The following is a 26152-nucleotide window of genomic DNA, read 5'->3' on the forward strand; positions in this document are numbered from 1 at the left end:
CGCAGCCCGTACCCCTCCACCGTGGGCTCCCGCCCGAAGTGCACGAACCCGCCGGGGACCCGCGGTTCCCTCAGGGTGAGCAGCTCGACCCCGCTCTCCGCGGCGAAGGCCGCGACGGCCTCCAGGTATGCGGCCTCGACCGGCCCGTGGTCGCTGTCGGTGTCCTCGGTCCCCCGGTAGCTCCCGTCGGACGCCCGATCGGCGGGGTCGTACTTGGTCACCCGGTACTCGTGGGGCAGGGACGGCACGTCAGGCCTCGTCTTCCGTGGTGGCGGACGCTCCGGCGGGTCCTTCGTGCGGGGCCCCCGACGGAGCGGTGACCGGGTCGAGGGGGAGTTCTGGGAGTTACGGGAGTTCCGGGAGGTCAGGGAGGGGCCATGACGCCGGCGGGCGGAAATCGCACCAGGTGCCGTCGAAGGGGTAGGAGGACGATTCGACGAGAGCCGTCACGCGGACGCCCTCCGCGCGGATCGCGGCGGCCTCGGCCGCCGTCCAGTACACCGGGTGGCCCGTCTTCGCGGCGAAGGACTCCTCGTCCTTCCACTCCCACACCCGGTCCGGGGTGACCGTGATGTCCAGCTCATGGTCCGTCACGTGGATGTCCGCGCCCTCGCGCCTGCGGGATTCGAGGTTGACGTACCAGCCCCGGAAGTCCTGCTCCTCGGTGAAGGTCCACCACACCGCGTGCGCGGCCCCGGCCGGCTGGAGGATCAGCGCGCCCCCGCGCCGCCACCGGCTCGCCCGCAGCGGGTAGCAGCCGTCCGGCGGGAGGTCCCGCAGGTGGGTGCCGGGCGGGAGTTCGGCGCGCCAGACCGGTGTGCCCGGGGCGATCCACAGCAGCAGGCCCCCGGCGCCGGCCTCCACCACGCGGGCGGGGCAGATCATGCTGACCGTGCCGCCGAGGATGAGGTGAACGTTGACTATGGCCATGACCGGCGATCATGCCATCCGGGTCCGACGGCAGGTCAGTGGATTACCCGCCGAGGTCCGTCACCGTGCCGCTGTGGCCCGAGGCCGACCTGCCGCTCACCGCCCCGCCGCTCACCGTGCCGCGAGCGCCGCGATCCGGGCGGTGCGGGCCGCGTGGGACCCGTACAGGGTGATCGAGACGACGCCGACGACCGCGAGCAGCGCGAGGGCGACCGTGGCCGCCCAGCCCGCCGAGTGGTAGGCGAGGGCGCCGAGCGTGCCGCCGGCGCTGGAACCGAGGTAGTACGCCGACTGGTAGAGCGCCGAGGCCTGCGCGCGGCCCGTCTTCGCCGTGCGGCTCACCGCCGCCGAGGCCACCGCGTGGCCCGCGAAGAAGCCCGCCGTGATCAGGACCAGCCCCAGCAGGATCGGGACGAGCGAGTCCGCGAGGGACAGGAGCAGGCCCAGGGCGGTCGTGGCCACCGCCAGGTACAGCGCGCCGCGCCGGCCCGTCCGGGCCACCAGTTGTCCGGCGGCCGCCGAGGAGACCGTACCGACCAGGTAGACCAGGAAGATCGAGCCGATGACGCCCTGCCCGAGGGAGAACGGCTCGTCCACCAGGCGGTAGCCGATGACCGTGTACACCGCCCCGAAGACGGTCATGAACAGCGCGCCGATCCCGTACAGCCGCAGCAGCAGCGGGTCGCGCAGGTGTCCGGAGACGGTACGTCCCACCGCGCGCGGGTTCAGCGAGGCCGGCCGGAAGAACCGGGCCCGGGGCAGGAGGACCAGGAAGGCCGCCGCGCAGGCCAGTGACATCAGGCCGACGGTCAGCAGCCCGCCGCGCCAGCCCCAGGCCTGGGCCGCCCAGCCCGTGACGAGGCGCCCGCTCATGCCGCCGATGGAGTTGCCCGCCACGAACAGGCCGATCGCGGCGATCAGGGCCTTCGGCTTGACCTCTTCCGCCAGGTAGGCCATCGCGGAGGCCGGGATACCGGCGATCGCCGCGCCCTGTACGGCGCGGAGCGCGATCAGCCACTCCAGGTTCGGCGCGAAGGGGACGAGGAGGCCGACGCCCACCGCGACCGCCATCGAGCAGGTCATCATCCGGGTCCGGCCGAAGCGCTCCGAGAGCGCGCTGAGCGGCAGGACGAAGAGGGCGAGCGCACCGGTGGCCGCGGAGACCGTCCAGCTGGCCTGGCCAGCCGTCACACCGAACCCCTCGGAGATCGCGGGCAGCAGTGCCTGCGTGGAGTAGAGGAGGGCGAAGGTGGCCAGTCCGGCGGCGAAGAGCGCGAGGCTGAGGCGGCGGTAGCCAGGACGGCCGGGCTCGTGCGCCTCGGGTGCGGAGGCGGGGAACGGCGGGGTGGTGGCCGGGAACGACGGGGTGGAGGCACCCGGGATGACGGGTGCCCCGGTATGAGCGGGAGGCATGTCTACGACCGTAGGGCCGTCTTTTTCATGCGTCCAATGCACGGATTCGCGATAATCGATCCATCCGTGCATCAGTGCAGGTCAGATGGGTGCCTATCGATGAGCCGTAACGAAGAAGACATGGCTGTGACACACGCTCTGGCCCCGCGCCTCGCGTACTTCGCGGCGGTCGCCCGGCACGAGCACGTCACGCGCGCCGCGCAGGAGCTGGGCGTTCCGCAGTCCACCCTGTCGCGGGCCATGGTCCGGCTCGAACAGGACCTGGGCGTCACGCTGTTCGCCCGCAAGGGCCGTACGGTCGCGCTCACCACCGCCGGCCGCACCTTCCTGGCCTCGGCGGAGCGCTCGCTGGCCGAGATCGCCCGCGCCGCCGGTTCCGTACAGCGGGACGCGGACCCGTCCTTCGGCAAGGTCGCCTTCGGGTTCCTGCACACCCTGGGCTCCGAGACCGTGCCGGGCCTGATCCGGGCCTTCCGGGCCGACCATCCGGGCGTGCGGTTCTCCCTGGTCCAGAACTACGGCGAGGCCATGCTGGAGAAGCTGCGGGCCGGGGAGCTCGACCTCTGCCTGACCTCGCCGGTGCCCGACGCCCCGGACCTGGTGGCCCGCCGGCTCGACGAGCAGCGGCTGCGGCTGGTGGTACCCGACGACCACCGGCTCGCGGGGCGCAAGCGGATCCGCCTCGCGGAGGCCGCCGAGGAAACCTTCGTCACCCTGGAGCCGGGCTACGGTCTGCGCCGCATCACCGACGACCTGTGCGCGGAGGCCGGGTTCACGCCCCGGGTGGCGTTCGAGGGGGAGGAGGCCGAGACCCTGCGGGGGCTCGTCGCGGCCGGTCTCGGCGTCGCGCTGCTGCCGCCGCCCGCGGTGGCCCGGCCGGGGGTCGTCGAGCTGACGGTCACCGCCCCGCGGGCCGTCCGCGAGATCGGGGTGGCCTGGCTCGACGGGCATCCGGACACACCGCCGGTGGCGGAGTTCAAGCGGTTCCTGCTGTCCCGTCGGGGGCGTCTGATCCCGGAGCTCCAGCCGGGTTCGTGAGTGCGGGGGCGGCGGAGGCCGCCGCCGACAGCAAGTACCCGGCCTGGAAGCGGGACTTGGCCCCCACCGCCCGCATGATCTCGGCGATGTGCCGTTGGCAGGTGCGCTCCGACATGCCCAGGCGCCGGGCGATGACCTTGTCCTCCAGCCCCTCCGCCAGGAGCCGCACGATGGTCTGGCGCAGCTCGTCGGAGATGGAACGGGCCTGGTCCGGCCCGATGGTGGTGCTGAACGGCTCCGCCTCCGACCAGGTCCGCTCGAAGGTCTGCACCATGAAGTGGACGACGTTGGGCTCGCGCACCACCAGGGCCGCGGAGAGGTCGCCGTGGACCTCCATCAGGCCGGTGTGCCGGTCGACGAGGATCATCCGCATCAGGCCGTCGCCGACGGTACGGACCTGCGAGCCGAGCGCGGCCACCCGCTCGACGTAGGCGGCCGTAGGGCGGGAGTAGCGTGCCGTGTGCTGGTAGAGGGTGCGCATCCGCACGCCCCGGGTCAGCATCGCCTCGTCCCGGCCGACCGCCTCCTCCAGGGTGGCCTGGCGCCGGCCCCCGCCCGGGTGGCAGGTCAGCACCTCGGACTCGGCCGACGCGACCAGTTCCCGGATCAGGTTCTGCAGCGCGCCCGGGTCGGTGATCAGTTCCAGGCTGTTCGCCCCGTCCCGGTCGCGCCGGTCGGCGCCCGCTTCGTACTCCGGGAGGAGTTCCTCCAGCTGGGCGCGCAGCCGGTCCATCTCGTCGTGGGTCTCGCGCACCCGCAGGGCCAGCGGGGCCAGCGTCCGGGCCGCGGCGGCGCGCGGGGACACCGCGCTCCAGCACTCCCGGGCGGGCCCGTCGGGGCAGTCGCCGGCGGAGCTGTGCGGGCGGGGCTGGAGCAGGTGGGCCGCGGCGAGTTCGGCGATGGCGGCCGCGACGGGTTCACCGACGAACGCCGCGGCCTCCGCCTCGGAGAAGGCGTGCCGTTCGGCCGCGTACCCGTAGAGGCGTCGGGCCACGGGGCTCAACTGGCCCGTTTCATCCAGTGGCATATGCATATTCGTCCCGGCTTGTGCCGATTCGTAAACCCCTCGTGTTCCCGCAAGGCACCAAGACGATGCCCTTCGATCTTCGCGAGGATATGCCGAACCGGCACAGTGGTTCCACGGCGTTCTCGGGGGAGGGCGCGGGCATCCCGAGTCCGCGCTTCGCCGTCCCGGCACGGTGCCCTCGCGCGGGCGCGTGCCCTGGGTGGTCGCGTCCGGCCCACCCGTGTCATCGGACCGGGAGGGGCGGCGCGGCCGGCCCGTCCGCCGCGAGCCCGCCCCCAGCCGAACCGCCGCTTCGCGGGGGGTCAGCCGCGCAGGGACCGCCCGTAGCCCGAGGCCAGCGGCATCCGCAGGCCCAGTGGCGGGGGAGCCGCCAGCGCGTCGGTGACCGGCCGTGAGTAACGGCCCGAGAACACGGAGCCCAGGACGAAGTCCACGGACAGGGCCACCACTTCGGCCTGGTGCTCGCGCAGCCCGTGCCCGTCGGAGTGCACCTCGAAGCGGCAGGTCGTGCGGTTGGCCTTCTTCGCGCGGGTCGCCAGCCGGAAGGACAGTTCGGGGTCGCTGCGGGCGTCGTTGGTGCCGTGCACGATCAGGACCCGGCGGCCCGACAGCTGCTTCACCGGTTCAGGGGAGTCCCGGGCGGACTGCAGGGGGAACGAAGGGGCGAGCGCCAGTACGGAGTTGACGGCTTCGTGGCCGGCCGCGGCGAGCGCCGCCCGGCCCCCGGCGTCGTACCCGGCCAGGCACACCGGCACGTCCCCGTACCTCCGCACCACCTCGTCCGCCGCCCACGCGGCGTCCTCCTCCCGGGCGCCGCCGCCGTGGACGACCTGGTGGGTGACCAGCCCGTCCGCCGCGCCCGCGCGGGCCAGGGCCCGCGCCAGCGGGCGTACTGGACCGGGGGACAATCTGGACGCTCCGGGAAGCAGGAGCACCACACCATTGACCGTAGAGACCGATCCGGTCGCGCCGGCCGCCCGCCCCAGGCGGGCCCCGCGCGCCGGCGGCGCATGCTGTGCCATGGCGAAACAGTCTCAGACGCCGACGTGTACGTCACCCGTTCGCGCGGTCGCGGTCAAGGGGATTGGGGGTCGGCGGCACCTTTCTGCGGCTCTGCGTCGCTGTGACGACAGGGGGAGGAGGTCGGGCGTACCCGGTACGCCTACCGGCTTCGTGCGTCCTCGACCGCACCCGCCACGCTGGTGGCGGAGTGGGACCGATGTCGGTGGGGTCCGGCAGGACATCGCCCGCGAGTGGGCCGAGCGCGTGTCCGAGACCACTGAGGTCGCCGTCGGTGGGACGAAAGCAGCCCTGGTCGGGCTGGGCCGCAAGCACGTCCGGGCCGTGCACGCCCGAAGGGAGAATTTCCCCTTCGGGGAGGGGAGCGGTCAATGTTGCATATCGGCTCCGTGCCAGCGCAGCGCTCTACGCGCGTAGGAGCTAGAGTGCCCAGATGACGAGCGAGACCCCCAACCTGCCCACCCCGGATCAGATCCGCCGCTCCCCGAAGGTGCTCCTGCACGACCACCTCGACGGTGGCCTGCGCCCCGGGACCATCATCGAGCTGGCCCACAAGGTCGGCTACGAGAACCTTCCCGAGACCGAGGCCGACAAGCTCGGCACCTGGTTCCGGGAAGCCGCCGACTCCGGCTCCCTCCCGCGCTACCTGGAGACGTTCGCGCACACCTGCGCCGTCATGCAGACGAAGGAGGCCCTCTTCCGGGTGGCCTCCGAGTGTGCCCAGGACCTGGCCGAGGACGGCGTCGTGTACGCCGAGATCCGTTACGCGCCCGAGCAGCACCTCGAAGCCGGCCTGACCCTCGAAGAGGTCGTCGAGGCCGTCAACGAGGGCTTCCGCGAGGGCGAGCGCCGTGCGCGGACCAACGGCAACCGCATCCGCGTCGGTGCGCTGCTGACCGCGATGCGGCACGCGGCCCGCGCCCTGGAGATCGCGGAGCTGGCCAACCGCTACCGCGACAAGGGCGTGGTCGGCTTCGACATCGCCGGTGCCGAGGCCGGGTTCCCTCCCACCCGCCACCTCGATGCCTTCGAGTACCTCAAGCGCGAGAACAACCACTTCACCATCCACGCGGGCGAGGCCTTCGGCCTGCCGTCGATCTGGCAGGCCCTGCAGTGGTGCGGCGCCGACCGGCTCGGACACGGCGTGAAGATCATCGATGACATCGAGGTCGCCGACGACGGCTCCGTGACGCTGGGCCGCCTGGCCTCGTACGTCCGGGACAAGCGCATCCCCCTGGAGATGTGCCCGACGTCGAACCTGCAGACGGGCGCGGCGCTGTCCTACGCCGAGCACCCGATCGGTCTGCTGCGGAAACTGCACTTCAGGCTGACCGTCAACACCGACAACCGGCTGATGAGCGGTACCAGCATGAGCCGCGAGTTCGAGCACCTGGTCGACACCTTCGGCTACTCCCTGGACGACATGCAGTGGTTCACGGTCAATGCGATGAAGTCCGCGTTCATTCCTTTCGATGAACGGCTGGCCATGATCAACGACGTGATCAAGCCGGGTTATGCGGAGCTGAAGTCGGAATGGCTGTTCCGTCAGACCGCTTCCACCAGCGGTTCTGTCTCGGCCTAGGTCAGGGCGTGACGGACTGAAAGCGCCCGGGAGAGGCAATTCCCGGGCGCTTTCTCGTATTAGATGATGTTTGCGGGAGGGGGTTTGAAGTGACTAGTTTGCGGAGCCGCTCAATTCCCCGTCGCAAGGACGAATCCTTCATGAAGCAGTCAGCTGCCAAGACCCTCGGTGTCGCCGCTCTCGGTGCCGCCTTCGCCGTCGTCGCCGCCGGCACCGCCTCGGCCGCCGTCCCCGCCGTCGGTCTCGGTGACGCGCTGGGCACCGTCACGGGCGCCGTCCAGGGCGCCACCAGCCAGCAGCACGTGAGCGCCGAGGAGGGCCAGCAGGCCCCCCAGGCGTCCGACCCGGCCGCCGCGCTCGGCACGGTGACCGGACTGCTCGGCGGTCTGCCGACCAGCGGCCTCGGCGGCTGACCCACCCCGGTCCGGATACCACACCGGATCCGTGCGTAATTCGCACGCACGCCCACGCGGCGCACACCTCTTCGAGCAGGTGTGTGCCGCGTCGCGGCATGTGCCAGGATCACCGCCAACTGCCCGCCCACCTATGGGGTATGAGGTCTCGATCCATGCGTATGAAGGCACGAACGGCCACGGCCGCACTGCTCCCCGCCCTACTGCTCGGGGCGGCGGGGTGCGCCAGCGAGGACACCCCCGCGTCCGCCAAGGACCCGGACCCGAAGGGCTCCGTGAGCACCCCCGGCCGGTCCGCCCCCGCGGGCCCGGTGGGAACGCCCGCCCCCGCGGGCTCCGGCGCCGCGGCCACGCCCGAGCGGGCCGGCGGCAGGCTGCAGCGCTCCGCCCTGGAACAGGGCGATCTGCCCGGCTACCAGATCTCCGCGGCAGGCAAGAACCCGAACGCCCCCGACGGCCAGCCCCAGGCCGACCGCAAGGCATGCCAGCCGCTCGCCGACATCATGGGCGACAAGCCCGACCCGGCCGCGCGCGAGACCGTCAACCGGGGCGTCGGCTCCCAGAAGCAGATGGGCCTCGCCGTCTCCGCCTCCGTCAGCTCCTACGCCGAGCCCCACGCCAAGGCGCTGATCGCCAGGCTCAAGGCCGCCGTCGCCGCCTGCCCCACCGGTTTCACCGCCACCGTCGAGAAGCAGAGCGGCGCCTACCGCGAGGTGAAGGCGGCCGACTACCAGACGGCCGGCGACGAGAGCATCAGCTGGACCACGACCGCGTCCGCCGAGGGCGTCACCGCCCAGGTGCACCTGGTCGTCGTACGCCAGGGCGACACCGTCGTACGCCTCATGGCCCTCAACGTGGCGGGCGGCCGGCAGGCTCCCCAGGTCCCGCACGAGGTGGCCGACAAGCAGCTCCAGAAGGTACGCGACGCGCGCTGAACCCCGCGCCGTACGACCGGCTACCAGCCGGTGGCGGCGGAGGTGCTCGACTTGTCGTTCGGCAGGAGCACCCACAGTGCCAGGTAGATCAGGAACTGCGGTCCGGGCAGCAGGCACGAGACGACGAAGATGAGCCGCATCGTGTTCGCCGATATTCCGAATCGCCGCGCCAGACCGGCACAGACTCCGCCGATCCATCGTCCGTCACGGGGGCGGGCAAGGGCGCTCATGGTCTCTCCTCGGTCGTTGTGCGGTTCCGCGGGAGGCTTTCCCGCGATGCCTCAATACTCCCGCTGAACAGAGGAAAGAACGTCGGTCCAGGGGCCGAGCCCGACCCTGGTAATTCTCGGGGTCGCCCCCTGAGAACGCCGCAGCCGGGCCCTCAGCGCGGGGACCACGACCAGGTGCGCCAGCATGACGCCGAGGGTGTTCAGCAGCACCGAATCCACGTCGACGACCTGCCCGGGGACCGCCGTCTGGAGCATCTCGACACCCACGGAGACCAGCGCGCCCGCGGCGGCCGTCCGGACCAGGGAGGACCAGGTCGCCAGGGGCGAGAACTCCACGCGACCGCTGAGCAGCGGCAGCAGCACCCCGAGCGGGGCCAGCAGCGCCAGCCCCGGACCGATCCGCCGGACCGCTTCCAGGGGCCCGTAGGCGAGGTCCGCCCTGATCCCCTCCAGCGGGGTCAGATTCGCCGCCGGTGACCAGGGGACGTCCAGCGGGCGCAGCATCAGCCAGCCGACGAGGAGGAGGTGAGCGGCCAGCAGGACCCCGGCGAGGAGCCGGATCCGCAGGTGTATGGCGGCGCTGCCGCTGCCCTTGAGACGGTGCACGCCTGTGGAGACGCGCCTTCCGGTCCCCGCGGTTCCGGGAGAAGTGCCGGTCAGCCCGTGGCGAGCAGCACAATCAGGATCAGCGCGCCGATCACCGCGGGCGCGATGACCTCGTACGACCAGGTGACCTTCACGGTGCCCTGGGCACCGGGCCGCGAGGCTCCGCGCTCGTGCAGCTCGCGCAGATCTTCCACGACCTGGTCCGCCGCGGCCCGCTGCGTCTCCTCCCCCTGCGCCTTGCCGCTCTGGCCCAGGCCCGTGCCGAGCCGGCGCGCCTGGCGGCGGTTGGCCTTCTTGCGCTCCCGCAGGGAGACGGGCACGGACCACAGCTGGTACTTGGCCCCCTCGGCCAGCACCTCGGCGGAGAACCGGGCGCGCACGGTGTCGACCGCCGCCCAGGGCAGTTCGATGGTCCGGAAGGGGTTCCGCACGCGCAGCCGGTCGTCGTTCGCGAAGACGGCCGGGCGGATCGTGAACGCCACGACGAGCGGGGCGATGCACAGCGCGGCGGCCAGGGCCAACCACGGGGTGTTCCCGGAGCCGCGTACGACGGCGTCACCGCACAGCCACGCCAGCAGCGCGAGCAGCACCACCCCGGTGACGGTGGCCATGGTGGAGCGGTAGACCCGGTCGTCGTACACCGGTTCGTCAGTGGGCTGGTCGCTGCTCATGCGGCCGATTCTGCCTCAAGCCGTCTCAGCCCACGAGATCGGCGTACAGGATGATGTTGTCCGGGCGGTGCCCGTCGGTGATCTCGCCGCCGCAGGTGATCAGGCGCAGCTCGGGGCGGGCGGTGTCCCCGTAGACCTTCGTGGTGGGGAAGCTCCTCTTGTCCACCTGCTCCAGCTCGCGCACCCGGAAGACGGCGTCGGTGCCGTCCGCCCGGGTCACCGTGATCTCGTCGCCGGTGTGGACGCGCGAGACGTCACGCAGGACGGCCGGGCCGCGCGCGGTGTCGAAGTGGCCGATCAGCACGGCCGGCCCGGTCTCACCGGGGGTGACGCCCTTGGTGTACCAGCCGAGCTTGTCCGCGTCGGCCGCGGAGGGCACCTGGACCGAGCCGTCGGCGGCCAGCTTCAGCACCGGAGAGGCGTCCACGCCGGCCGCGGGGAGCCGTACCCGTACGGGTACGGAGGCGGGCAGCGGTGCGGCGGCCGGCGCGGAGGGCGCTGCCGGGGTGGGGGAGCTCGCGGCGATGTGCGGCGGCGGGGCGCTGGGTACGGCCGCGGGCGCCGTACCGCCGCAGCCGCTGACGGCGGCCAGGGCCAGCAGCGTGACGGCGAGGACGGGGCCGCGGACGGCGGCGCGGGACGGGCGGGACACGGGGGCTCCTGAACGGGGACCGGCGGGCCACCACGAGGGTGGCCCGCCGAAGGGGCGAGGAAGGGTTCCGCGGCGGTTGCCGCGCGGCGTCCGAGGGGCAGCGGGTCAGCGGTGGTCGCGGCGACGACGCAGGGCGCTGACGGAGAGCGCGGCGAGGATCGCGACCAGGCCGGCGCCCGCCGCCGCGGTGACGGTGTTGTCGGTGTCCGCGACGGTCTCGACCGGGAGCTCGGCGCCCGCCGCGACCGGGCCCCGCGGCACGACGGTCGTCTGGCCCACGGTCTGGGCCTTCGCGCCGGCCGGGGTGGGGGACGGCTTCTGCGCCGGCTTGCCGTCCTGCTCGTCCGTGACCTTGTGGTCGAAGGTGCAGCCCTTGGGGAGCGCGGGGAAGGAGGCGCTCCTGACCGGCACGTCGCCGCCCTGGGTCTTCCACTCCAGGACCGGCTTGGCGCCGTTCGGGTTCACGATGACCAGGTAGTAGCTGTCCGGCCCCTTGGGGTGCGAGCGGTCCAGCGTCACGGACCAGCTGCCGGCCGGGTCGGCGTGCACGAAGGCCTTCGGGCCCTTCGGGGACATCGTCAGGTCGGCCCTCATGCCCGCGCCGACCTGCACCTGCTTGACCTCGGAGACGCAGGGGGCGGGCGCGGTGGCCCGGCCCTTCGGCAGCGGGTAGGACTTGCTCGCGCCGTCCTTGGAGACGACGAGCACCGGGGCGGCCGTGCCCGCCTCGGTGAGCTCGAGGGACAGCCCGTTCGCCGAGCCGGTGGTCTGCTGGCGGTTCAGCACGGTCACGACGCGGACCAGGTAGGTGTCGCCCGGCTTCCACTGGGGGCCGACCGCGCGGATCCAGGCCTCGGGGCCCTCGGCCTTGTTGCGCAGCACCGCGACCAGGCCCTCCCCGATGTAGACGGCCCGACCCTCGTAGCGGCTGTTGTCCGACGCGGTTCCGTACGTCGATGCCAGGGCGGTCCGCGCGACGGGCGCGGTGCCCGCGGCGGTCGCCGCGAAGGCGGCACCGGCGGCGGGCGCGAGCATCGCGCCGGCGAGCGTGGCGGTGACGATCGAGGTGCGGAGGGCGGTACGCATAACGACTCCTGAAGCATGGGTGAGGAAAGTGGAGGAGAGTCGCATGCCGCGTTGAGTCTGTTCGGTCTTGTTCACCGGGTCAGGTGTGGCGGGCTGCTGAAGAGAAATTTATTGATCTTGTGCGGCCGGACGATCTGCTTCCTGTCACAGGGGCGTCACAGCGAACGATTGTACGACCGGAGGGGAGATTCCGGCGGATTCCAAGGGTGGGGGTGACAGGCCGCTACGCGCGTAGATATGCTCATGTGGTGACCATGCCCACCACCCTCACCGCATTCGCTGACGTGACGACGTCCGACAGTGCGCTGCGCCGCTTCCTGCACGGGCTGCCCGGCGTCGACGCTGTCGGCCTGGAGGCCCGCGCGGCCTCCCTCGGCACCCGCTCGATCAAGACGACGGCCAAGGCGTACGCCATCGACCTCGCCATCTCGATGATCGACCTGACGACGCTGGAAGGCGCGGATACCCCGGGCAAGGTCCGGGCGCTCTCCGCCAAGGCGGCCAACCCCGATCCGACCGACCGCACCACGCCCATGACGGCCGCCGTCTGCGTGTACCCCGACATGGTGGCCACCGCCAAGGCCGCCCTGCACGGCGCCGACGTCAAGGTCGCCTCCGTCGCCACCGCCTTCCCGGCCGGCCGCGCGGCGCTGCCCGTCAAGCTCGCGGACACGGCCGACGCCGTGGCCGCCGGCGCCGACGAGATCGACATGGTCATCGACCGTGGCGCCTTCCTCGCCGGCCACTACCTCGACACCTACGAGCTGATCCGCTCGGTCAAGGAGGCCTGCGTCCGCCCCGACGGCAGCGCCGCCCGACTCAAGGTGATCTTCGAGACCGGCGAGCTGTCCACGTACGACAACATCCGCCGCGCCTCCTGGATCGGCATGATGGCCGGGGCCGACTTCATCAAGACGTCCACCGGCAAGGTCGGCGTCAACGCGACCCCCGCGAACACGCTCCTCATGCTCGAAGCCGTCCGCGACTTCAAGGCGCAGACTGGAATCCAGATCGGCGTGAAGCCGGCCGGCGGCATCCGGACCACCAAGGACGCGATCAAGTTCCTGGTCCTGGTCAACGAGACCGCGGGCCAGGACTGGCTGAGCAACCACTGGTTCCGCTTCGGCGCGTCCAGCCTGCTCAACGACCTGCTGATGCAGCGCCAGAAGCTGAGCACCGGCCGTTACTCCGGTCCCGACTACGTGACGGTGGACTGAGACCATGGATATGAAGACGCAGACATCCGCATTCGAGTACGCACCCGCCCCCGAGTCGCGGTCCGTCGTCGACATCGCCCCCTCCTACGGGCTGTTCATCGACGGCGAGTTCTCCGAGGCCGCCGACGGCAAGGTCTTCAAGACCGTCTCCCCGGCCTCCGAGGAAGTCCTCGCCGAGGTCGCGCAGGCCGGCGCCGCCGACGTGGACCGTGCCGTCAAGGCCGCCCGCAAGGCCTTCGAGAAGTGGTCCGCGCTGCCCGGCTCCGAGCGCGCCAAGTACCTCTACCGCATCGCCCGGATCATCCAGGAGCGCAGCCGCGAGCTGGCCGTCCTGGAGACCCTGGACAACGGCAAGCCGATCCGGGAGACCCGCGACGCGGACCTCCCGCTCGTCGCGGCGCACTTCTTCTACTACGCGGGCTGGGCCGACAAGCTCGACCACGCGGGCTACGGCGCGAACCCGCGTCCGCTCGGCGTGGCCGGCCAGGTCATCCCGTGGAACTTCCCGCTGATGATGCTCGCGTGGAAGATCGCCCCGGCGCTCGCCACCGGCAACACGGTCGTGCTCAAGCCGGCCCAGACGACCCCGCTCTCCGCGCTCTTCTTCGCGGACATCTGCCGCCAGGCGGGCCTGCCCAAGGGCGTCGTCAACATCCTCACCGGGTACGGGGACGCGGGCGCGGCCCTCGTCGAGCACCCGGACGTGAACAAGGTCGCCTTCACCGGCTCCACCGCCGTCGGCAAGGCCATCGCGCGCCAGGTCGCCGGCACGAACAAGAAGCTCACCCTGGAGCTGGGCGGCAAGGGCGCCAACATCGTCTTCGACGACGCGCCCATCGACCAGGCCGTCGAGGGCATCGTCAGCGGCATCTTCTTCAACCAGGGCCAGGTCTGCTGCGCGGGCTCGCGGCTCCTGGTCCAGGAGTCGATCCACGACGAGTTGATCCACTCGCTCAAGCGCCGGCTGACCACGCTGCGCCTGGGCGACCCGCTCGACAAGAACACCGACATCGGCGCGATCAACTCCGCCGAGCAGCTGGCCCGGATCACCGCGCTCGCGGACACCGGCGAGGCGGAGGGCGCGGAGCGCTGGTCCGCGCCGTGCGAGCTGCCGAACTCCGGTTACTGGTTCGCCCCGACGCTCTTCACGAACGTCTCCCAGTCGCACACGGTGGCCCGCGACGAGATCTTCGGCCCCGTGCTGTCCGTCCTGACCTTCCGTACGCCCGACGAGGCCGTCGCCAAGGCCAACAACAGCCAGTACGGCCTGTCCGCGGGCATCTGGACGGAGAAGGGAAGCCGCATCCTCGCGGTCGCCAACAAGCTCCGTGCCGGTGTCGTCTGGGCCAACACGTTCAACAAGTTCGACCCGACCTCGCCGTTCGGCGGCTACAAGGAGTCGGGCTTCGGGCGCGAAGGCGGCCGTCACGGCCTGGAGGGCTACCTCGATGTCTGATTCGTCGGCGCAGGCGCGTCTGAGCGTATTGAAGACCTACAAGCTGTACGTGGGCGGGAAGTTCCCGCGTTCCGAGAGCGGTCGGGTGTACGAGGTGTCCGCGAAAACATCGAACGGGGGCAAGGGCAAGTGGCTGGCCAACGCCCCGCTGTCCTCCCGCAAGGACGCCCGTGACGCGGTCGTCGCCGCCCGCAAGGCCTTCGGCGGATGGTCGGGCGCGACGGCGTACAACCGCGGGCAGATCCTCTACCGCGTGGCCGAGATGCTGGAGGGCCGCCGCGAGCAGTTCGTCCGCGAGGTCGCCGAGGCGGAGGGCCTGTCCAAGTCCAAGGCCGCGGCCGTCGTGGACGCGGCGGTCGACCGCTGGGTCTGGTACGCGGGCTGGACCGACAAGATCGGCCAGATCGCCGGCGGGGCCAACCCGGTCGCGGGCCCGTTCTTCAACCTCTCCACCCCCGAGCCGACCGGTGTCGTCACGGTCGTCGCCCCGCAGGACTCGTCCTTCCTCGGACTGGTCTCCGTGATCGCCCCGGTGATCGCCACGGGCAACACCGCCGTCGTGATCGCCTCGGAGAAGGCCCCGCTGCCCGCGCTCTCCCTCGGCGAGGTGCTCGCCACCTCCGACCTGCCGGGCGGTGTGGTCAACATCCTGTCCGGCAAGGCCGCCGAGATGGGCCCGCACCTGGCGTCCCACCAGGACGTCAACGCGATCGACCTGGCGGGTGCCGACGAGGCACTGGCCAAGGAGCTGGAGATCGCGGCCGCGGACAACCTCAAGCGCGTCCTGCGTCCACAGCCTGTGGACGACTGGAGCGCGGACCCGGGCACGGCGCGCATGACGGCGTTCCTGGAGACCAAGACCGTCTGGCACCCGACCGGGTCGCTGGGCGCGGGCGGATCGTCCTACTAGCGGACCCTCCCCCGAAAGAAGACCGGCCCCGGCAGCGTCCCCCGCGCTGCCGGGGCCTCTTCGCGCCCTGCGGGACTACTTCACGGCGCCCGGCAGCAGCGGGTTGAGCAGCGAGCCCGCCGCGGCCGTCGGCAGCTCGCCGATCGACGAGCCGCGGGTCAGGCTGCCGGTCACCATGCCCGTGCCGAGCGAGGGGAAGTCGGCGACCTTGGTGGCGACCCCGTTGTCCAGCGGATCCACACCGGTGTTGGCCAGCGGGTTCACCTTGAGGTTCGAGATCGGGTCGGCCACTCCCGCCAGGGCCGCCGGGACCGAGAGCTCGCCCGCCTGGGCGCCGCCGGCGGCCATCGCGAGGGCCGCGCCGGCCATCGTGAGGGTCAGGCCTGCGGTGCGCAGCGCCTTGGGATGGAGGGCTTTGGGGGCTGCGTGACGTGCCATGGATTCCCGCCTGTGGGCTCGTACGGTCCGGTAGTCGCGTGCCCACGCAGCGTAGTGGAGGTGTGATCCTGGATACCAACGGGCCCTTGGGTAGGTCCCCTGCCCGAGGTAATAGTTCACACTTGTGTTCCGTGAGCTGTTCCTCTCCTTCACCCACGCGTGTCGTGCTGCTGACCGGACCCTCGGGTTCCGGCAAGTCCTCACTGGCGGCCCGGTCCGGGCTGCCCGTGCTGCGCCTGGACGACTTCTACAAGGACGGTGACGACCCCACCCTCCCGCTGGTCCGGGACAGCGCCGACATCGACTGGGACTCCCCGCTGTCGTGGGACGCGGAAGCGGCCGTGGCGGCCATCTCCGCCCTCTGCGCGGCGGGCCGTACGGAGGTCCCCGTCTACGACATCGCCACGTCCTCGCGGACCGGCACGGAAGCACTGGACATCTCCCGGACCCCGCTGTTCATCGCCGAGGGCATCTTCGCGGCGGACGTCGCGCGGCGGTGCCAGGAGCTGGGGCTGCTGGCGGACGCCATCTGCCTGCGCGGGCGGCCGAGCACCACCTTCCGCCGGCGCCTGGCCCGTGACCTGCGCGAGGGCCGCAAGTCGGCACTGTTCCTACTGCGGCGGGGCTGGCGGCTGATGCGCGCCGAGCGGGGCATCGTGGCCCGGCACACGGCGCTGGGCGCGCACGCCTGCGGCCGTGACGAAGCCCTCGGACGCCTCGCCGCCGCGGCGGCCGGCCGCCACCGCGCGACCGCTCCGGCGTAACCGCCGGAACGCCAAAAGGCGGGACCGAGCGGACCCCCGTCCGCTCGATCCCGCCCTTTGCCCCCGTGGCCCCCGTCCCACCCCCGCAGGACGGGCCCCCCGGCCCTTCGGTCGTTCGGTTCTAGGCGACGAGGTCCTCGAAGGACTCCGCCTCGTCACGGCCGAAGCTCAGCGCCTCGTCCTCGCGCATCCGGCGCAGCGAGCGCCAGATGCTCGACTTCACGGTGCCGACGCTGATCCCCAGGATCTCCGCGATCTCCGGGTCCGTGCGGCCCTCGTAGTAGCGGAGCACCAGCATCGTGCGCTGCGGCTCCGGGATGCGGGTGAGCGCCTGCCACAGCACCGCGCGCAGTTCCGTACCGCCCATCGCGTCCGTGTCGGAGACCGTCTCCGGCAGCTCCTCCGTCGGGTACTCGTTGAGCTTGCGCCGGCGCCAGGCGCTGATGTGCAGGTTCGTCATCGTGCGCCGCAGGTACCCGCCGACGGCGGCCTTGTCGCTGATGCGGTCCCAGGCGCGGTACGTGGAGAACAGCGCGGTCTGCAGCAGGTCCTCGGCCTCGTAGCGGTCGCCGGTCAGGTGGAAGGCCGTGGCGTAGAGGGCGGCCCGGCGCTCCTGGACGTAGGCCGTGAACTCGGCTTCGTTGGAGGAGTCCGGGGTGCGCTGAGCGGGGACGGAGGGGCGCTGGTAGCTCTTCGCGTCGATGGCCACCACGTGCGCCGGCCGCCGGGAAGGGGCCGTCGCCGTACGGACGGCCGTCCGGCGGTTCACATCGTGCAGCCGCGTGACAATCGCGCCGGTGTTGGTGCTGTGCAGCGTGTTCATCTCGCGCCCCCCGTCGTGGAGTCTCTCTGTCCGTTGCCTAGAAGACTGCCCGGCCGAGATAACCGGGGTGTCCTTCGACTGTCACAGGCCTGTCACAGGGACCCCGGCGGAGGCCGGACGGACCCGTGCCGGGGGCGCGGCCGGGATTGGGGGTCCCCAGCGGTCGAAGTCCCGAGGGGCGATGGGACAGAATGAGCCCGTGCCTTTCCTGTTGCTCATCGAGGACGACGACGCCATCCGCACGGCCCTCGAACTCTCCCTGTCACGCCAGGGCCACCGTGTGGCCACCGCGGCGACGGGAGAGGACGGCCTCAAGCTGCTGCGCGAGCAGCGTCCCGACCTGATCGTGCTGGACGTCATGCTGCCCGGGATCGACGGCTTCGAGGTGTGCCGGCGCATCCGCCGCACCGACCAGCTGCCGATCATCCTGCTGACCGCGCGCAACGACGACATCGACGTGGTCGTCGGCCTGGAGTCGGGAGCCGACGACTACGTCGTCAAGCCCGTCCAGGGGCGGGTGCTCGACGCCCGCATCAGGGCCGTGCTGCGCCGCGGCGAGCGCGAGTCCACCGACACCGCCGTCTTCGGCCCGCTGGTCATCGACCGCTCCGCCATGACGGTGACCAAGAACGGCGAGGACCTCCAGCTCACCCCGACCGAGCTGAGGCTGCTGCTGGAGCTCAGCCGCCGGCCCGGTCAGGCGCTCTCCCGCCAGCAGCTGCTGCGGCTGGTGTGGGAGCACGACTACCTCGGCGACTCGCGCCTGGTCGACGCCTGCGTGCAGCGACTGCGCGCGAAGGTCGAGGAAGTGCCCTCGTCGCCCACCCTGATCCGTACGGTCCGGGGCGTCGGGTACCGGCTGGACTCCCCGCAGTGATCAAAGCCCTGTTCGCGGGCCGGCGCTGGACCAGCCTGCGGCTGCGGCTCCTCGTCGTGTTCGCGCTGGTCGCGCTGACGGCCGCTGTCTCCGCGTCCGGGATCGCGTACTGGCTCAACCGCGAGGCCGTCCTCACCCGGACCCAGGACGCCGCCCTCGGCGACTTCCGGCAGGAGATGCAGAACCGGGCCGCCGCGCTGCCCGCCGATCCCACGCAGGAGGAGCTGCAGCGCACCGCCGAGAGGATGGCGGGCAGCAGCCCCGGCTACAGCGTGCTGCTGGTGGACGAGCTGAAGGACGGCCGCAAGGTGTCCGGAGCGGCCGGTCCCGACACCTTCTCGCTGGCCGACGTACCGAAGTCGCTGCAGCACGCCGTCGACGACCGGCAGAAGACCACCGCGGCCAACGACTCCGAGTACCACATGTACTGGCAGCGGACGAAGCCGCACGGCAACCCGTACCTGGTCGGCGGCACCCGGATCGTGGGCGGTGGGCCGACCGGCTACATGTACAAGTCCCTCGCCCAGGAACGCGACGACCTCAACGCCCTGGCCTGGTCGCTGACCATCGCCACCGGACTCGCGCTGCTCGGCTCCGCGCTGCTGGCGCAGGCCGCGGCCCGGACCGTGCTCAAGCCCGTGCAGCGCCTGGGCGACGCGGCCCGGCGGCTCGGCGAGGGGGAGCTGGACCACCGGCTTGAGGTCTCGGGGACGGACGAACTCGCCGATCTCGCGCACACCTTCAACAAGACGGCGGAGGCGCTGGAGAAGAAAGTCGCCGACATGAGCGCCCGGGAGGAGTCCAGCCGGCGGTTCGTCGCGGACATGTCCCACGAACTGCGCACGCCGCTGACGGCGTTGACGGCGGTCGCCGAGGTGCTGGAGGACGAGATCGACGACCTCGATCCGATGATCGCACCCGCGGTGACGCTGGTCGTGAGCGAGACCAGGCGCCTCAACGACCTGGTGGAGAACCTCATGGAGGTCACCCGCTTCGACGCGGGAACGGCGCGCCTGGTGCTGGACGACGTGGATGTCGCCGACCAGGTGACGGCGTGCATCGACGCGCGGGCGTGGCTCGACGCGGTCGAACTCGACGCCGAGCGCGGGATCGTGGCGCGGCTCGACCCGCGGCGGCTCGACGTGATCCTGGCCAACCTGATCGGCAACGCGCTCAAGCACGGCGGATCGCCGGTCCGCGTCTCCATCCGGGTGGAGGGGGAGTGGCTGGTCATGGCCGTGCGCGACAACGGTCCGGGCATTCCCGAGGCCGTGCTCCCGCACGTCTTCGACCGGTTCTACAAGGCGAGCGCGTCACGGCCGAAGTCGGACGGCAGCGGTCTGGGCCTGTCCATCGCGATGGAGAACGCGCACATCCACGGCGGCGACATCACGGCGGAGAACGGGGCGGACGGCGGTGCGCTGTTCACGCTGCGGCTGCCGGTGGACGTGGGGAAGGTGATCGCCGGTGAAGAGGCGTAGCGCGGCGGCCGGGGTGGCGGCCCTGAGCCTGTTCGCCCTGGGCGCCCTGCCGGGGTGCGGGATCCGGGCGACCACCGTGCCGGTGGACGTGGGCGCGGCGCCCTCGCGGGTGTCGTGCAAGAACCCGGAGGGCACGGCGGCCGGGACGAGCGGGGTCCAGGGCATCCGGGCCACGGTGGAGCTGGTCTGCGGGGGACAGTTGGTGGGCGTCCAGCGGGTGGTGCCGATGCCGGAGAAGAAGCCGTCCACGGACGCGCTGGTGCTCATCGGCCAGGCCCTGCTGGAGGCGCTGCAGAGGCAGCCCTCGGCGCAGGAGCAGGAGGCCGGATTCACGACCGAGGTACCGGACGGGCTGACGGTCGCGGCGCCGCGGCCAGGCGACCCGGCGGGCACGGTACGGTTGAGCCGCAAGCCCGAGGACCTGGCGCCGGTGGCGCTGTCGCAGCTGGTGTGCACGCTCTCGGAGAGCGAAGCGGTGTCGGCGGGGCCCGGGCCGGTGGTACTGGGCGGCCCGGACGCGGATCCGCCGCGGAAGTGGGAGTGCACCGACGCCGTCCGCTCCCGGCCGGAGTCGGTCCCGACTCTGGGTGACGTGGTGCGTCCGACGCCCACCCCCGCGGCCTCGCCTTCGCGTTCCTGAGGCGGACACGGACACACGTACGGCCCCCTGGGCCGGAGCTCAGGGGGCCGGTGTACTGCTCGGCGCCGGGAGGATCAGATGCCGGCCGCCGCCGCGAGGTCCTTCTTGATCGCGTCGAGGACCTCCTGGCCGCGGGCGCGGGCCGGGAGCAGGCCGGAGGCCTCCGCCACCGGGACCACGACCTCCAGGTAGCACTTCAGCTTGGGCTCCGTACCGGACGGGCGGACGATCACCCGGGCCTTGTAGGCGCCCTCGAGGTAGTAGCGCAGCCCGTCCGTGGGCGGGAGGGTCGCGGTGCCCTTGTTCAGGTCCTCCGCCGAGGTGACCCGCAGGCCCGCCAGCGAGACCGGGGGCTCCGCGCGCAGCGCCGCCATCGCCGAGGCGATGACGGACAGGTCCTCCACGCGCACCGACAGCTGGTCGGTGGCGTGCAGCCCGTGGGCCATGGCCAGGTCGTCCAGCAGGTCGGTCAGGGTTCGGCCCTGCTCCTTGAGCTCGGAGGCCAGTTCGGCGACGAGCAGGGCGGCCGTGACGCCGTCCTTGTCGCGGACGCCCTCGGGGTCCACGCAGTAGCCGAGCGCCTCCTCGTACCCGTAGCGCAGGCCCTCGACGCGGGAGATCCACTTGAAGCCCGTGAGGGTCTCCTCGTAGCCGACGCCCGCCGCCTCGGCGATCCGGCCCAGGAGGCTGGAGGAGACGATGGACTCCGCGAAGACGCCCCGCGCCCCCTTGCGCACCAGGTGGGCGGCGAGCAGCGCGCCGACCTCGTCGCCGCGCAGCATCCGCCAGCCGGAGGCCGACGCCTCGTCCGGGACGGCCACCGCGCAGCGGTCGGCGTCCGGGTCGTTGGCGATCACGATGTCGGGGTGGACCTCGGCGGCCTTCGCGAAGGACAGGTCCATCGCGCCCGGCTCCTCCGGGTTGGGGAAGGCCACCGTCGGGAAGGCCGGGTCCGGCTCCGCCTGCTCGGCCACGAGGACCGGCGCCGGGAAGCCCGCCCGGGCGAACGCGGCCAGGACCACGTCCTTGCCGACGCCGTGCATCGCCGTGTAGACGGTCCGTACGCCCCGGGGGGAGCCGGGGGTCAGGACCGCGTCGGTACGCGCCAGGTAGGCCTCCAGGACCTCGTCGCCGAGGTCCTGCCAGCCGCCGTCGGCCCGCGGTACGTCGGCCAGCGCGGCGATCGCGTCGATCTGCGCCGCGATCTCCGCGTCGGCGGGGGAGACGATCTGTGAACCGTCGCCGAGGTAGACCTTGTAGCCGTTGTCCCGGGGAGGGTTGTGGCTCGCGGTCACCTCGACGCCGGCGACGGCGCCCAGGTGCCTTATGGCGTACGCGAGGACGGGCGTCGGCAGCGGTCGGGGCAGGACGGCCGCCCGGAGCCCCGCGCCGGTCATCACCGCGGCGGTGTCGCGGGCGAAGTCGGCCGACTTGTAGCGGGCGTCGTAGCCGACGACGACCAGGCCGCCGTCGTGGCCCTGGGCCTTGAGGTAGGCGGCGAGGCCCGCCGCGGCCCGGATGACCACGCCGCGGTTCATCCGCATCGGGCCCGCGCCCAGCTCGCCGCGGAGTCCGGCGGTGCCGAACTGCAGCATGCCGGAGAAGCGGTCCGCCAGCTCGGTCGTGTCACCGGCCTCGATGAGCTTCGCGAGCTCGTCCGCCGTCTCCGGGTCCGGGTCCTCGGCCAGCCAGGCCTGGGCCCGTGCGATCAGATCGTCCTGCACGTCCTGCACTACTTCCGCCTTACCTCTCGTACGGTCGGTCGATCAGATCCGGGCGAGGACCTGGGTCAGCAGCTTGCCCATGCGCGCGGCCGAGTCGCGGCCGGCCTGGAGCACCTCTTCGTGGTTCAGCGGCTCGCCGGAGATGCCCGCAGCCAGGTTGGTGACCAGCGAGATGCCGAGCACCTCGGCGCCGGCCTCACGGGCGGCGATGGCCTCCAGCACGGTGGACATGCCGACCAGGTCGGCGCCCATGACGCGGATCATGTTGATCTCGGCCGGGGTCTCGTAGTGCGGGCCGGGGAACTGCACGTAGACGCCCTCTTCGAGGGTCTCGTCGATCTCCTTGCACATCGCGCGCAGGCGCGGCGAGTACAGGTCGGTGAGGTCCACGAAGTTCGCGCCGACGATCGGCGAGGTGGCGGTCAGGTTCAGGTGGTCGCTGATCAGCACGGGCTGACCGGGCTTCATGCCCTCGCGCAGACCGCCGCAGCCGTTGGTCAGGACGACGGTCTTGCAGCCCGCGGCGACGGCGGTGCGCACACCGTGGGCGACGGCGGCGACGCCGCGGCCCTCGTAGTAGTGGGTCCGGCCGAGGAAGAGCAGCGCGCGCTTGTCGCCGATCTTGTACGAGCGGATCTTGCCGCCGTGGCCCTCGACGGCGGGCGGCGGGAAGCCGGGCAGGTCGGTGACCGGGAACTCGGCCTCGGGCGCACCGAGCGCCTCTGCGGCGGGGGCCCACCCGGAGCCCATCACGAGGGCGACATCGTGGGTCTCGGCGCCGGTCAGCTCGCGCAGGCGGGCGGCTGCGGCGTCGGCGGCGGCGAAGGGTTCGGTAACAGATGCGTTCACGCGGACGAGCGTAGCCGGTGATGGCCTACGCGCGTAGATGGCGCAGCTCACGGTGTTCGGATCGTTGTCTTGTCGTTTCCGCCGAATCGTCCCCGAGGGGGAGTGGCGGGGAGGAGTGGAGCGGGCCGGGCGGGGCCGTGCGGCGCCGTTGCCGGGGGCGCTGCCTCAGCAGGGGCGCTTGCGCAGCTCCATCACGTAGTCGTGCGGTGCGCCCGCGGACTCGGCCGCGTCGGCGAGCTCGCCCAGGTAGCGCGCCGAGGGCAGGCCGCCCTCGTAGCCGTTGAGTACGTACACCCAGGCCGCTTCCTCGCCGTCCAGCGTGTGCACGCGCACCCGCATGCGACGGTAGATGTCGAGCCCGACGCCCTCCCAGCGGTCCATGGAGTCCTCGTCCAGGGGCGCGACGTCGTACAGCGCGACGAAGACCTGGTGGCGGGGTGCTTCGACGATCGTCGCCAGCGCGCCCTCCCAGCCCATCTGCTCGCCGCCGAAGGTCAGCCGCCAGTCGTTGATCCAGCCCGTGCCGCGCAGCGGCGAATGCGGAGCGCGGCGCGTCATCAGCCGCGGGTCGAGGTTGCCGGCGTACGCGGCGTAGAGCGACATGAGGTCGAGGGTACGGGAGGGGCGGCCCCGGCCGCGCTCCCGGCCGTGCGCGGGGCCGGCGTCCCGGATGGTGGGACCGGGCGTGAAGCACCTTGATGCGTGCGGGACAATGGGGCACGGAATGCATCCCCCGGGGAGACCCCCCGGAAGCCCCGGCCGGGGCGGCAGCCGGCCGGGTAGACGTGAGGCGGAGTTTTCGTGACCCGGATCGTGATCATCGGCGGCGGACCAGGCGGGTATGAGGCGGCCCTCGTGGGGGCCCAGCTCGGCGCGGAGGTGACCGTCGTCGACTGCGACGGTCTGGGTGGCGCGTCGGTACTCACCGACTGCGTGCCCTCCAAGACTCTCATCGCGACCGCCGAGGTCATGACGACCTTCGACTCGTCGTACGAGGAACTCGGCATCGTCGTCGCCGACGACACTCCGCACATCGAGCAGGCCGCGCGCGTCGTCGGCGTGGACCTCGGCAAGGTGAACCGCCGGGTCAAGCGCCTCGCGCTCGCCCAGTCCCACGACATCACCGCCTCCGTCACCCGGGCCGGCGCCCGTGTCGTACGGGGCCGCGCCAAGCTCGGCGGCCCGCAGGGCATCGACGGCACCCGCGACGTCATCGTCACCGCCGGCGACGGCTCCGAGACGATCCTCACCGCCGACGCCGTGCTCATCGCGACCGGCGGGCACCCCCGCGAGATCCCCGACGCGATGCCCGACGGCGAGCGGATCCTGAACTGGACGCAGGTGTACGACCTCGAGGAGCTCCCGGAGGAGCTCATCGTGGTCGGCTCCGGCGTGACCGGCGCCGAGTTCGCCGGCGCGTACCAGGCCCTCGGCTCCCGGGTGACCCTGGTGTCCTCCCGCGACCGCGTGCTGCCCGGCGAGGACCCGGACGCGGCCGCCGTCCTGGAGGACGTCTTCCGCCGCCGCGGCATGAACGTCATCGGGCGCTCCCGCGCCGAGTCCGCCAAGCGGGTGGGCGACCGGGTCGAGGTCACCCTCTCCGACGGCCGGGTCATCAGCGGTACGCACTGCCTGATGGCGGTCGGCGCGATCCCGAACACCAGCAACATGAACCTGGAGGAGTCCGGGGTCAAGCTGAAGGAGTCCGGGCACATCTGGACCGACAAGGTCTCGCGCACCTCCTCGCCCGGCGTGTACGCGGCCGGCGACGTGACCGGGATCTTCGCCCTGGCCTCCGTGGCCGCCATGCAGGGGCGGATCGCGATGTACCACTTCCTCGGTGACGCGGTGGCCCCGCTGAACCTGAAGACGGTCTCGTCGAACGTCTTCACCGACCCCGAGATCGCCACCGTCGGCTACACCCAGGCCGACGTGGACTCCGGCAAGATCGACGCCAGGGTCGTGAAGCTCCCGCTGCTGCGCAACCCGCGGGCCAAGATGCAGGGCATCCGGGACGGCTTCGTGAAGTTGTTCTGCCGCCCGGGCACCGGGATCGTCGTCGGCGGCGTGGTCGTCTCGCCGCGCGCGAGCGAGCTCATCCACCCGATCTCGATCGCCGTCGACAACAACCTGACGGTCGAGCAGATCGCAAACGCGTTCACCGTGTACCCCTCTCTGTCGGGTTCGATCGCCGAGGTCGCGCGCCAGTTGCACACGCGGAAGGCCGCCGACGAGGCGTAAGTGCCGATAACGGCCCTTGTACGCAAGGGTTTTGGAGCTGGGTGGTCGGCCCGCCGCGGAGCATGTGCGCGGCGGGCCGACCGCGTATACCACTAACTGCCGCACGGTATGGACAACTTCGGAATTCCAGTGCAAGGAGCTGAAAGCAGACGGTCGTCCGGGTTACTGTCAGTTTCGTGTTCGCTGCAGAACGTCGCCAATTGATCCTCGAAATGGTGCGGGCCAACGGAGCGGTATCGCTCCGGGAGCTCGCCCGCGTCGTCCAGACCTCCGAAGTGACCGTACGGCGGGACGTGCGGGCACTGGAGGCAGAAGGACTCCTCGACCGCCGGCACGGCGGTGCGGTACTGCCGGGCGGTTTCACGCGTGAATCCGGCTTTCCGCAAAAGTCCCATCTCGCGACGGCGGAGAAGACCGCCATCGCCGATGTCGCGGCCGGCCTCGTAGAAGAAGGCGAGGCCGTCGTCGTCGGCGCCGGCACCACGACCCAGGAGCTGGCCCGCCGGCTCGCCAGGGTGCCCGGACTCACCGTCGTCACCAACTCGCTGCTCGTCGCACAGGCGCTGGCCCATGCGAACCGGGTGGAAGTGGTCATGACGGGCGGAACCCTGCGCGGTTCCAACTACGCGCTGGTCGGCAGCGGAGCCGAGCAGTCCCTCCAGGGGCTGCGGGTCTCGCGGGCCTTCCTGTCCGGCAGTGGTCTCACCGCCGAGCGCGGGCTGTCCACGTCCAACATGCTCTCCGCGAGCGTGGACCGGGCGCTGGTGCAGGCGGCGGCCGAGGTGGTGGTCCTGGCCGATCACACCAAGCTCGGGACCGACACCATGTTCCAGACGGTGCCGACCGACGTGATCACGCGGCTGGTGACGGACGAGCCGCCGGCGCACGACGACCGGGCCGGTACGGAGTTGCAGGCGCTGGCGGACCAGGGCGTGCAGATCACCGTGGCGGGCGGAGCGGGTGCCGCCGGCGGTGGTGAGGGGATGGCCGGGCGCCGCCCGCGCCGGGAGTCCCCGCTCCCGGTACAGCGGCGGGGCGGGCCGACGGCCCAGCTCCGCAGCGCGGGGCCGTTGCACGAGCAGCAGGCCGAGCGTGCGCGGGTCGCGGACCTGAGGCGCCGGTAGGTCAC

27 protein-coding genes are annotated in these 26152 nt (G+C 72.0%); 13 read left to right on the forward strand and 14 right to left on the reverse strand.

The window, feature by feature from the left end:
- Positions 1 to 345 precede the first annotated feature (345 nt).
- On the reverse strand, positions 346 to 930 hold the full coding sequence (locus OG389_RS23635; RefSeq protein ID WP_328300439.1) for a DUF402 domain-containing protein: 585 nt from the start codon (positions 928 to 930) through the stop codon (positions 346 to 348).
- Positions 931 to 1041: 111 nt separating this feature from the next.
- A complete protein-coding gene (locus OG389_RS23640) occupies positions 1042 to 2343 on the reverse strand; it encodes an MFS transporter (RefSeq protein ID WP_328300440.1) in 1302 nt (433 codons plus the stop codon).
- 99 nt (positions 2344 to 2442) lie between these two features.
- On the opposite strand from OG389_RS23640, the gene OG389_RS23645 reads away from it, so the two are divergent.
- Positions 2443 to 3381, forward strand: a complete 939-nt coding sequence (locus OG389_RS23645) for a LysR family transcriptional regulator (RefSeq protein WP_328300441.1) — start codon at positions 2443 to 2445, stop codon at positions 3379 to 3381.
- Here the strand turns inward: OG389_RS23645 and OG389_RS23650 are convergent.
- Together OG389_RS23650 and OG389_RS23655 are read right to left on the reverse strand one after the other, a co-directional pair.
- Positions 3320 to 4408: a helix-turn-helix transcriptional regulator gene (locus OG389_RS23650; protein ID WP_328300442.1), complete on the reverse strand. Its 1089-nt coding sequence runs from the start codon at positions 4406 to 4408 to the stop codon at positions 3320 to 3322. The genes OG389_RS23645 and OG389_RS23650 overlap by 62 nt on opposite strands.
- 302 nt (positions 4409 to 4710) lie before the next feature.
- Entirely contained in the window at positions 4711 to 5430 is a 720-nt protein-coding gene (locus OG389_RS23655) for an alpha/beta hydrolase (protein WP_328300443.1), read from the reverse strand.
- 431 nt (positions 5431 to 5861) lie between these two features.
- Here OG389_RS23655 and OG389_RS23660 point away from each other — a divergent pair, with 431 nt between their 5' ends.
- The 3 genes from OG389_RS23660 (at position 5862) to OG389_RS23670 (ending at position 8358) form a co-directional block, all read left to right on the forward strand.
- Positions 5862 to 7010, forward strand: a complete 1149-nt coding sequence (locus tag OG389_RS23660) for an adenosine deaminase (protein WP_328300444.1) — start codon at positions 5862 to 5864, stop codon at positions 7008 to 7010.
- 140 nt (positions 7011 to 7150) lie between these two features.
- Positions 7151 to 7423, forward strand: a complete 273-nt coding sequence (locus OG389_RS23665; protein ID WP_328300445.1) for a hypothetical protein — start codon at positions 7151 to 7153, stop codon at positions 7421 to 7423.
- Positions 7424 to 7584: 161 nt separating this feature from the next.
- Positions 7585 to 8358: a hypothetical protein gene (locus tag OG389_RS23670; protein ID WP_328300447.1), complete on the forward strand. Its 774-nt coding sequence runs from the start codon at positions 7585 to 7587 to the stop codon at positions 8356 to 8358.
- 20 nt (positions 8359 to 8378) lie between these two features.
- Here the strand turns inward: OG389_RS23670 and OG389_RS23675 are convergent, their stop codons facing one another.
- The 5 genes from OG389_RS23675 to OG389_RS23695 all read right to left on the reverse strand — a co-directional run bounded on the left by OG389_RS23675 (position 8379) and on the right by OG389_RS23695 (position 11603).
- Entirely contained in the window at positions 8379 to 8588 is a 210-nt protein-coding gene (locus OG389_RS23675) for a PspC domain-containing protein (protein WP_328300448.1), read from the reverse strand.
- 51 nt (positions 8589 to 8639) lie between these two features.
- Positions 8640 to 9194, reverse strand: a complete 555-nt coding sequence (locus tag OG389_RS23680; protein ID WP_328300449.1) for a VanZ family protein — start codon at positions 9192 to 9194, stop codon at positions 8640 to 8642.
- Between the two features lie 50 nt (positions 9195 to 9244).
- On the reverse strand, positions 9245 to 9865 hold the full coding sequence (locus tag OG389_RS23685) for a PH domain-containing protein (RefSeq protein ID WP_328300450.1): 621 nt from the start codon (positions 9863 to 9865) through the stop codon (positions 9245 to 9247).
- Between the two features lie 25 nt (positions 9866 to 9890).
- Entirely contained in the window at positions 9891 to 10517 is a 627-nt protein-coding gene (locus OG389_RS23690; protein ID WP_443059326.1) for a class F sortase, read from the reverse strand.
- Between the two features lie 105 nt (positions 10518 to 10622).
- Positions 10623 to 11603, reverse strand: coding sequence for a hypothetical protein (locus OG389_RS23695; protein ID WP_328300451.1), 981 nt, complete (start codon positions 11601 to 11603; stop codon positions 10623 to 10625).
- A 254-nt stretch (positions 11604 to 11857) separates the two neighbouring features.
- Between OG389_RS23695 and deoC the strand changes: the two genes are divergently transcribed.
- From deoC to OG389_RS23710, 3 genes are read left to right on the forward strand one after another with little or no spacing between them, the layout of a single operon-like run.
- Entirely contained in the window at positions 11858 to 12820 is a 963-nt protein-coding gene (deoC, locus tag OG389_RS23700; RefSeq protein WP_328304028.1) for a deoxyribose-phosphate aldolase, read from the forward strand.
- 10 nt (positions 12821 to 12830) lie between these two features.
- Positions 12831 to 14276 carry an aldehyde dehydrogenase family protein gene (locus tag OG389_RS23705; RefSeq protein WP_328300452.1) on the forward strand — a complete coding sequence of 482 codons (1446 nt, stop codon included), beginning with the start codon at positions 12831 to 12833 and terminating at the stop codon, positions 14274 to 14276.
- Entirely contained in the window at positions 14269 to 15186 is a 918-nt protein-coding gene (locus OG389_RS23710) for an aldehyde dehydrogenase family protein (protein WP_328300453.1), read from the forward strand. The genes OG389_RS23705 and OG389_RS23710 overlap by 8 nt, the downstream gene beginning before the upstream one ends.
- A 75-nt stretch (positions 15187 to 15261) precedes the next feature.
- Here OG389_RS23710 and OG389_RS23715 read toward each other — a convergent pair whose 3' ends face one another.
- Complete coding sequence (locus OG389_RS23715) at positions 15262 to 15624, reverse strand: hypothetical protein (RefSeq protein WP_328300454.1); 363 nt, start codon at positions 15622 to 15624, stop codon at positions 15262 to 15264.
- A 65-nt stretch (positions 15625 to 15689) separates the two neighbouring features.
- On the opposite strand from OG389_RS23715, the gene OG389_RS23720 reads away from it, so the two are divergent.
- Positions 15690 to 16388: a uridine kinase family protein gene (locus OG389_RS23720; protein WP_328304030.1), complete on the forward strand. Its 699-nt coding sequence runs from the start codon at positions 15690 to 15692 to the stop codon at positions 16386 to 16388.
- A gap of 121 nt (positions 16389 to 16509) precedes the next feature.
- On the opposite strand, the gene OG389_RS23725 is transcribed toward OG389_RS23720, so the two are convergent.
- Complete coding sequence (locus OG389_RS23725; protein WP_328300455.1) at positions 16510 to 17211, reverse strand: SigE family RNA polymerase sigma factor; 702 nt, start codon at positions 17209 to 17211, stop codon at positions 16510 to 16512.
- A 199-nt stretch (positions 17212 to 17410) separates the two neighbouring features.
- Between OG389_RS23725 and afsQ1 the strand changes: the two genes are divergently transcribed.
- From afsQ1 to OG389_RS23740, 3 genes are read left to right on the forward strand one after another with little or no spacing between them, the layout of a single operon-like run.
- Positions 17411 to 18088 carry a two-component system response regulator AfsQ1 gene (afsQ1, locus tag OG389_RS23730; RefSeq protein WP_254382550.1) on the forward strand — a complete coding sequence of 226 codons (678 nt, stop codon included), beginning with the start codon at positions 17411 to 17413 and terminating at the stop codon, positions 18086 to 18088.
- Positions 18085 to 19569, forward strand: a complete 1485-nt coding sequence (locus tag OG389_RS23735) for a sensor histidine kinase (protein WP_328300456.1) — start codon at positions 18085 to 18087, stop codon at positions 19567 to 19569. Before afsQ1 ends, OG389_RS23735 begins: the two co-directional genes overlap by 4 nt.
- Complete coding sequence (locus OG389_RS23740) at positions 19556 to 20209, forward strand: hypothetical protein (protein WP_328300457.1); 654 nt, start codon at positions 19556 to 19558, stop codon at positions 20207 to 20209. The genes OG389_RS23735 and OG389_RS23740 overlap by 14 nt, the downstream gene beginning before the upstream one ends.
- 74 nt (positions 20210 to 20283) lie before the next feature.
- Here OG389_RS23740 and OG389_RS23745 read toward each other — a convergent pair whose 3' ends face one another.
- From OG389_RS23745 to OG389_RS23755, 3 genes are all read right to left on the reverse strand, one after another.
- The gene (locus OG389_RS23745; RefSeq protein WP_328304032.1) at positions 20284 to 21933 is read right to left on the reverse strand and encodes a phospho-sugar mutase; all 1650 of its coding nucleotides are present in this window, start codon (positions 21931 to 21933) and stop codon (positions 20284 to 20286) included.
- 42 nt (positions 21934 to 21975) lie between these two features.
- Positions 21976 to 22782 carry a purine-nucleoside phosphorylase gene (locus OG389_RS23750; RefSeq protein WP_328300458.1) on the reverse strand — a complete coding sequence of 269 codons (807 nt, stop codon included), beginning with the start codon at positions 22780 to 22782 and terminating at the stop codon, positions 21976 to 21978.
- 165 nt (positions 22783 to 22947) lie between these two features.
- Positions 22948 to 23385, reverse strand: a complete 438-nt coding sequence (locus OG389_RS23755) for a gamma-glutamylcyclotransferase (protein WP_112449900.1) — start codon at positions 23383 to 23385, stop codon at positions 22948 to 22950.
- Positions 23386 to 23583: 198 nt separating this feature from the next.
- Here OG389_RS23755 and OG389_RS23760 point away from each other — a divergent pair, with 198 nt between their 5' ends.
- Positions 23584 to 25023: an NAD(P)H-quinone dehydrogenase gene (locus OG389_RS23760; protein WP_328300459.1), complete on the forward strand. Its 1440-nt coding sequence runs from the start codon at positions 23584 to 23586 to the stop codon at positions 25021 to 25023.
- 176 nt (positions 25024 to 25199) lie between these two features.
- Complete coding sequence (locus OG389_RS23765; RefSeq protein WP_328300460.1) at positions 25200 to 26147, forward strand: DeoR/GlpR family DNA-binding transcription regulator; 948 nt, start codon at positions 25200 to 25202, stop codon at positions 26145 to 26147.
- Positions 26148 to 26152: the final 5 nt, after the last annotated feature.

Source organism: Streptomyces sp. NBC_00435 (assembly GCF_036014235.1).
Classification (GTDB): domain Bacteria; phylum Actinomycetota; class Actinomycetes; order Streptomycetales; family Streptomycetaceae; genus Streptomyces.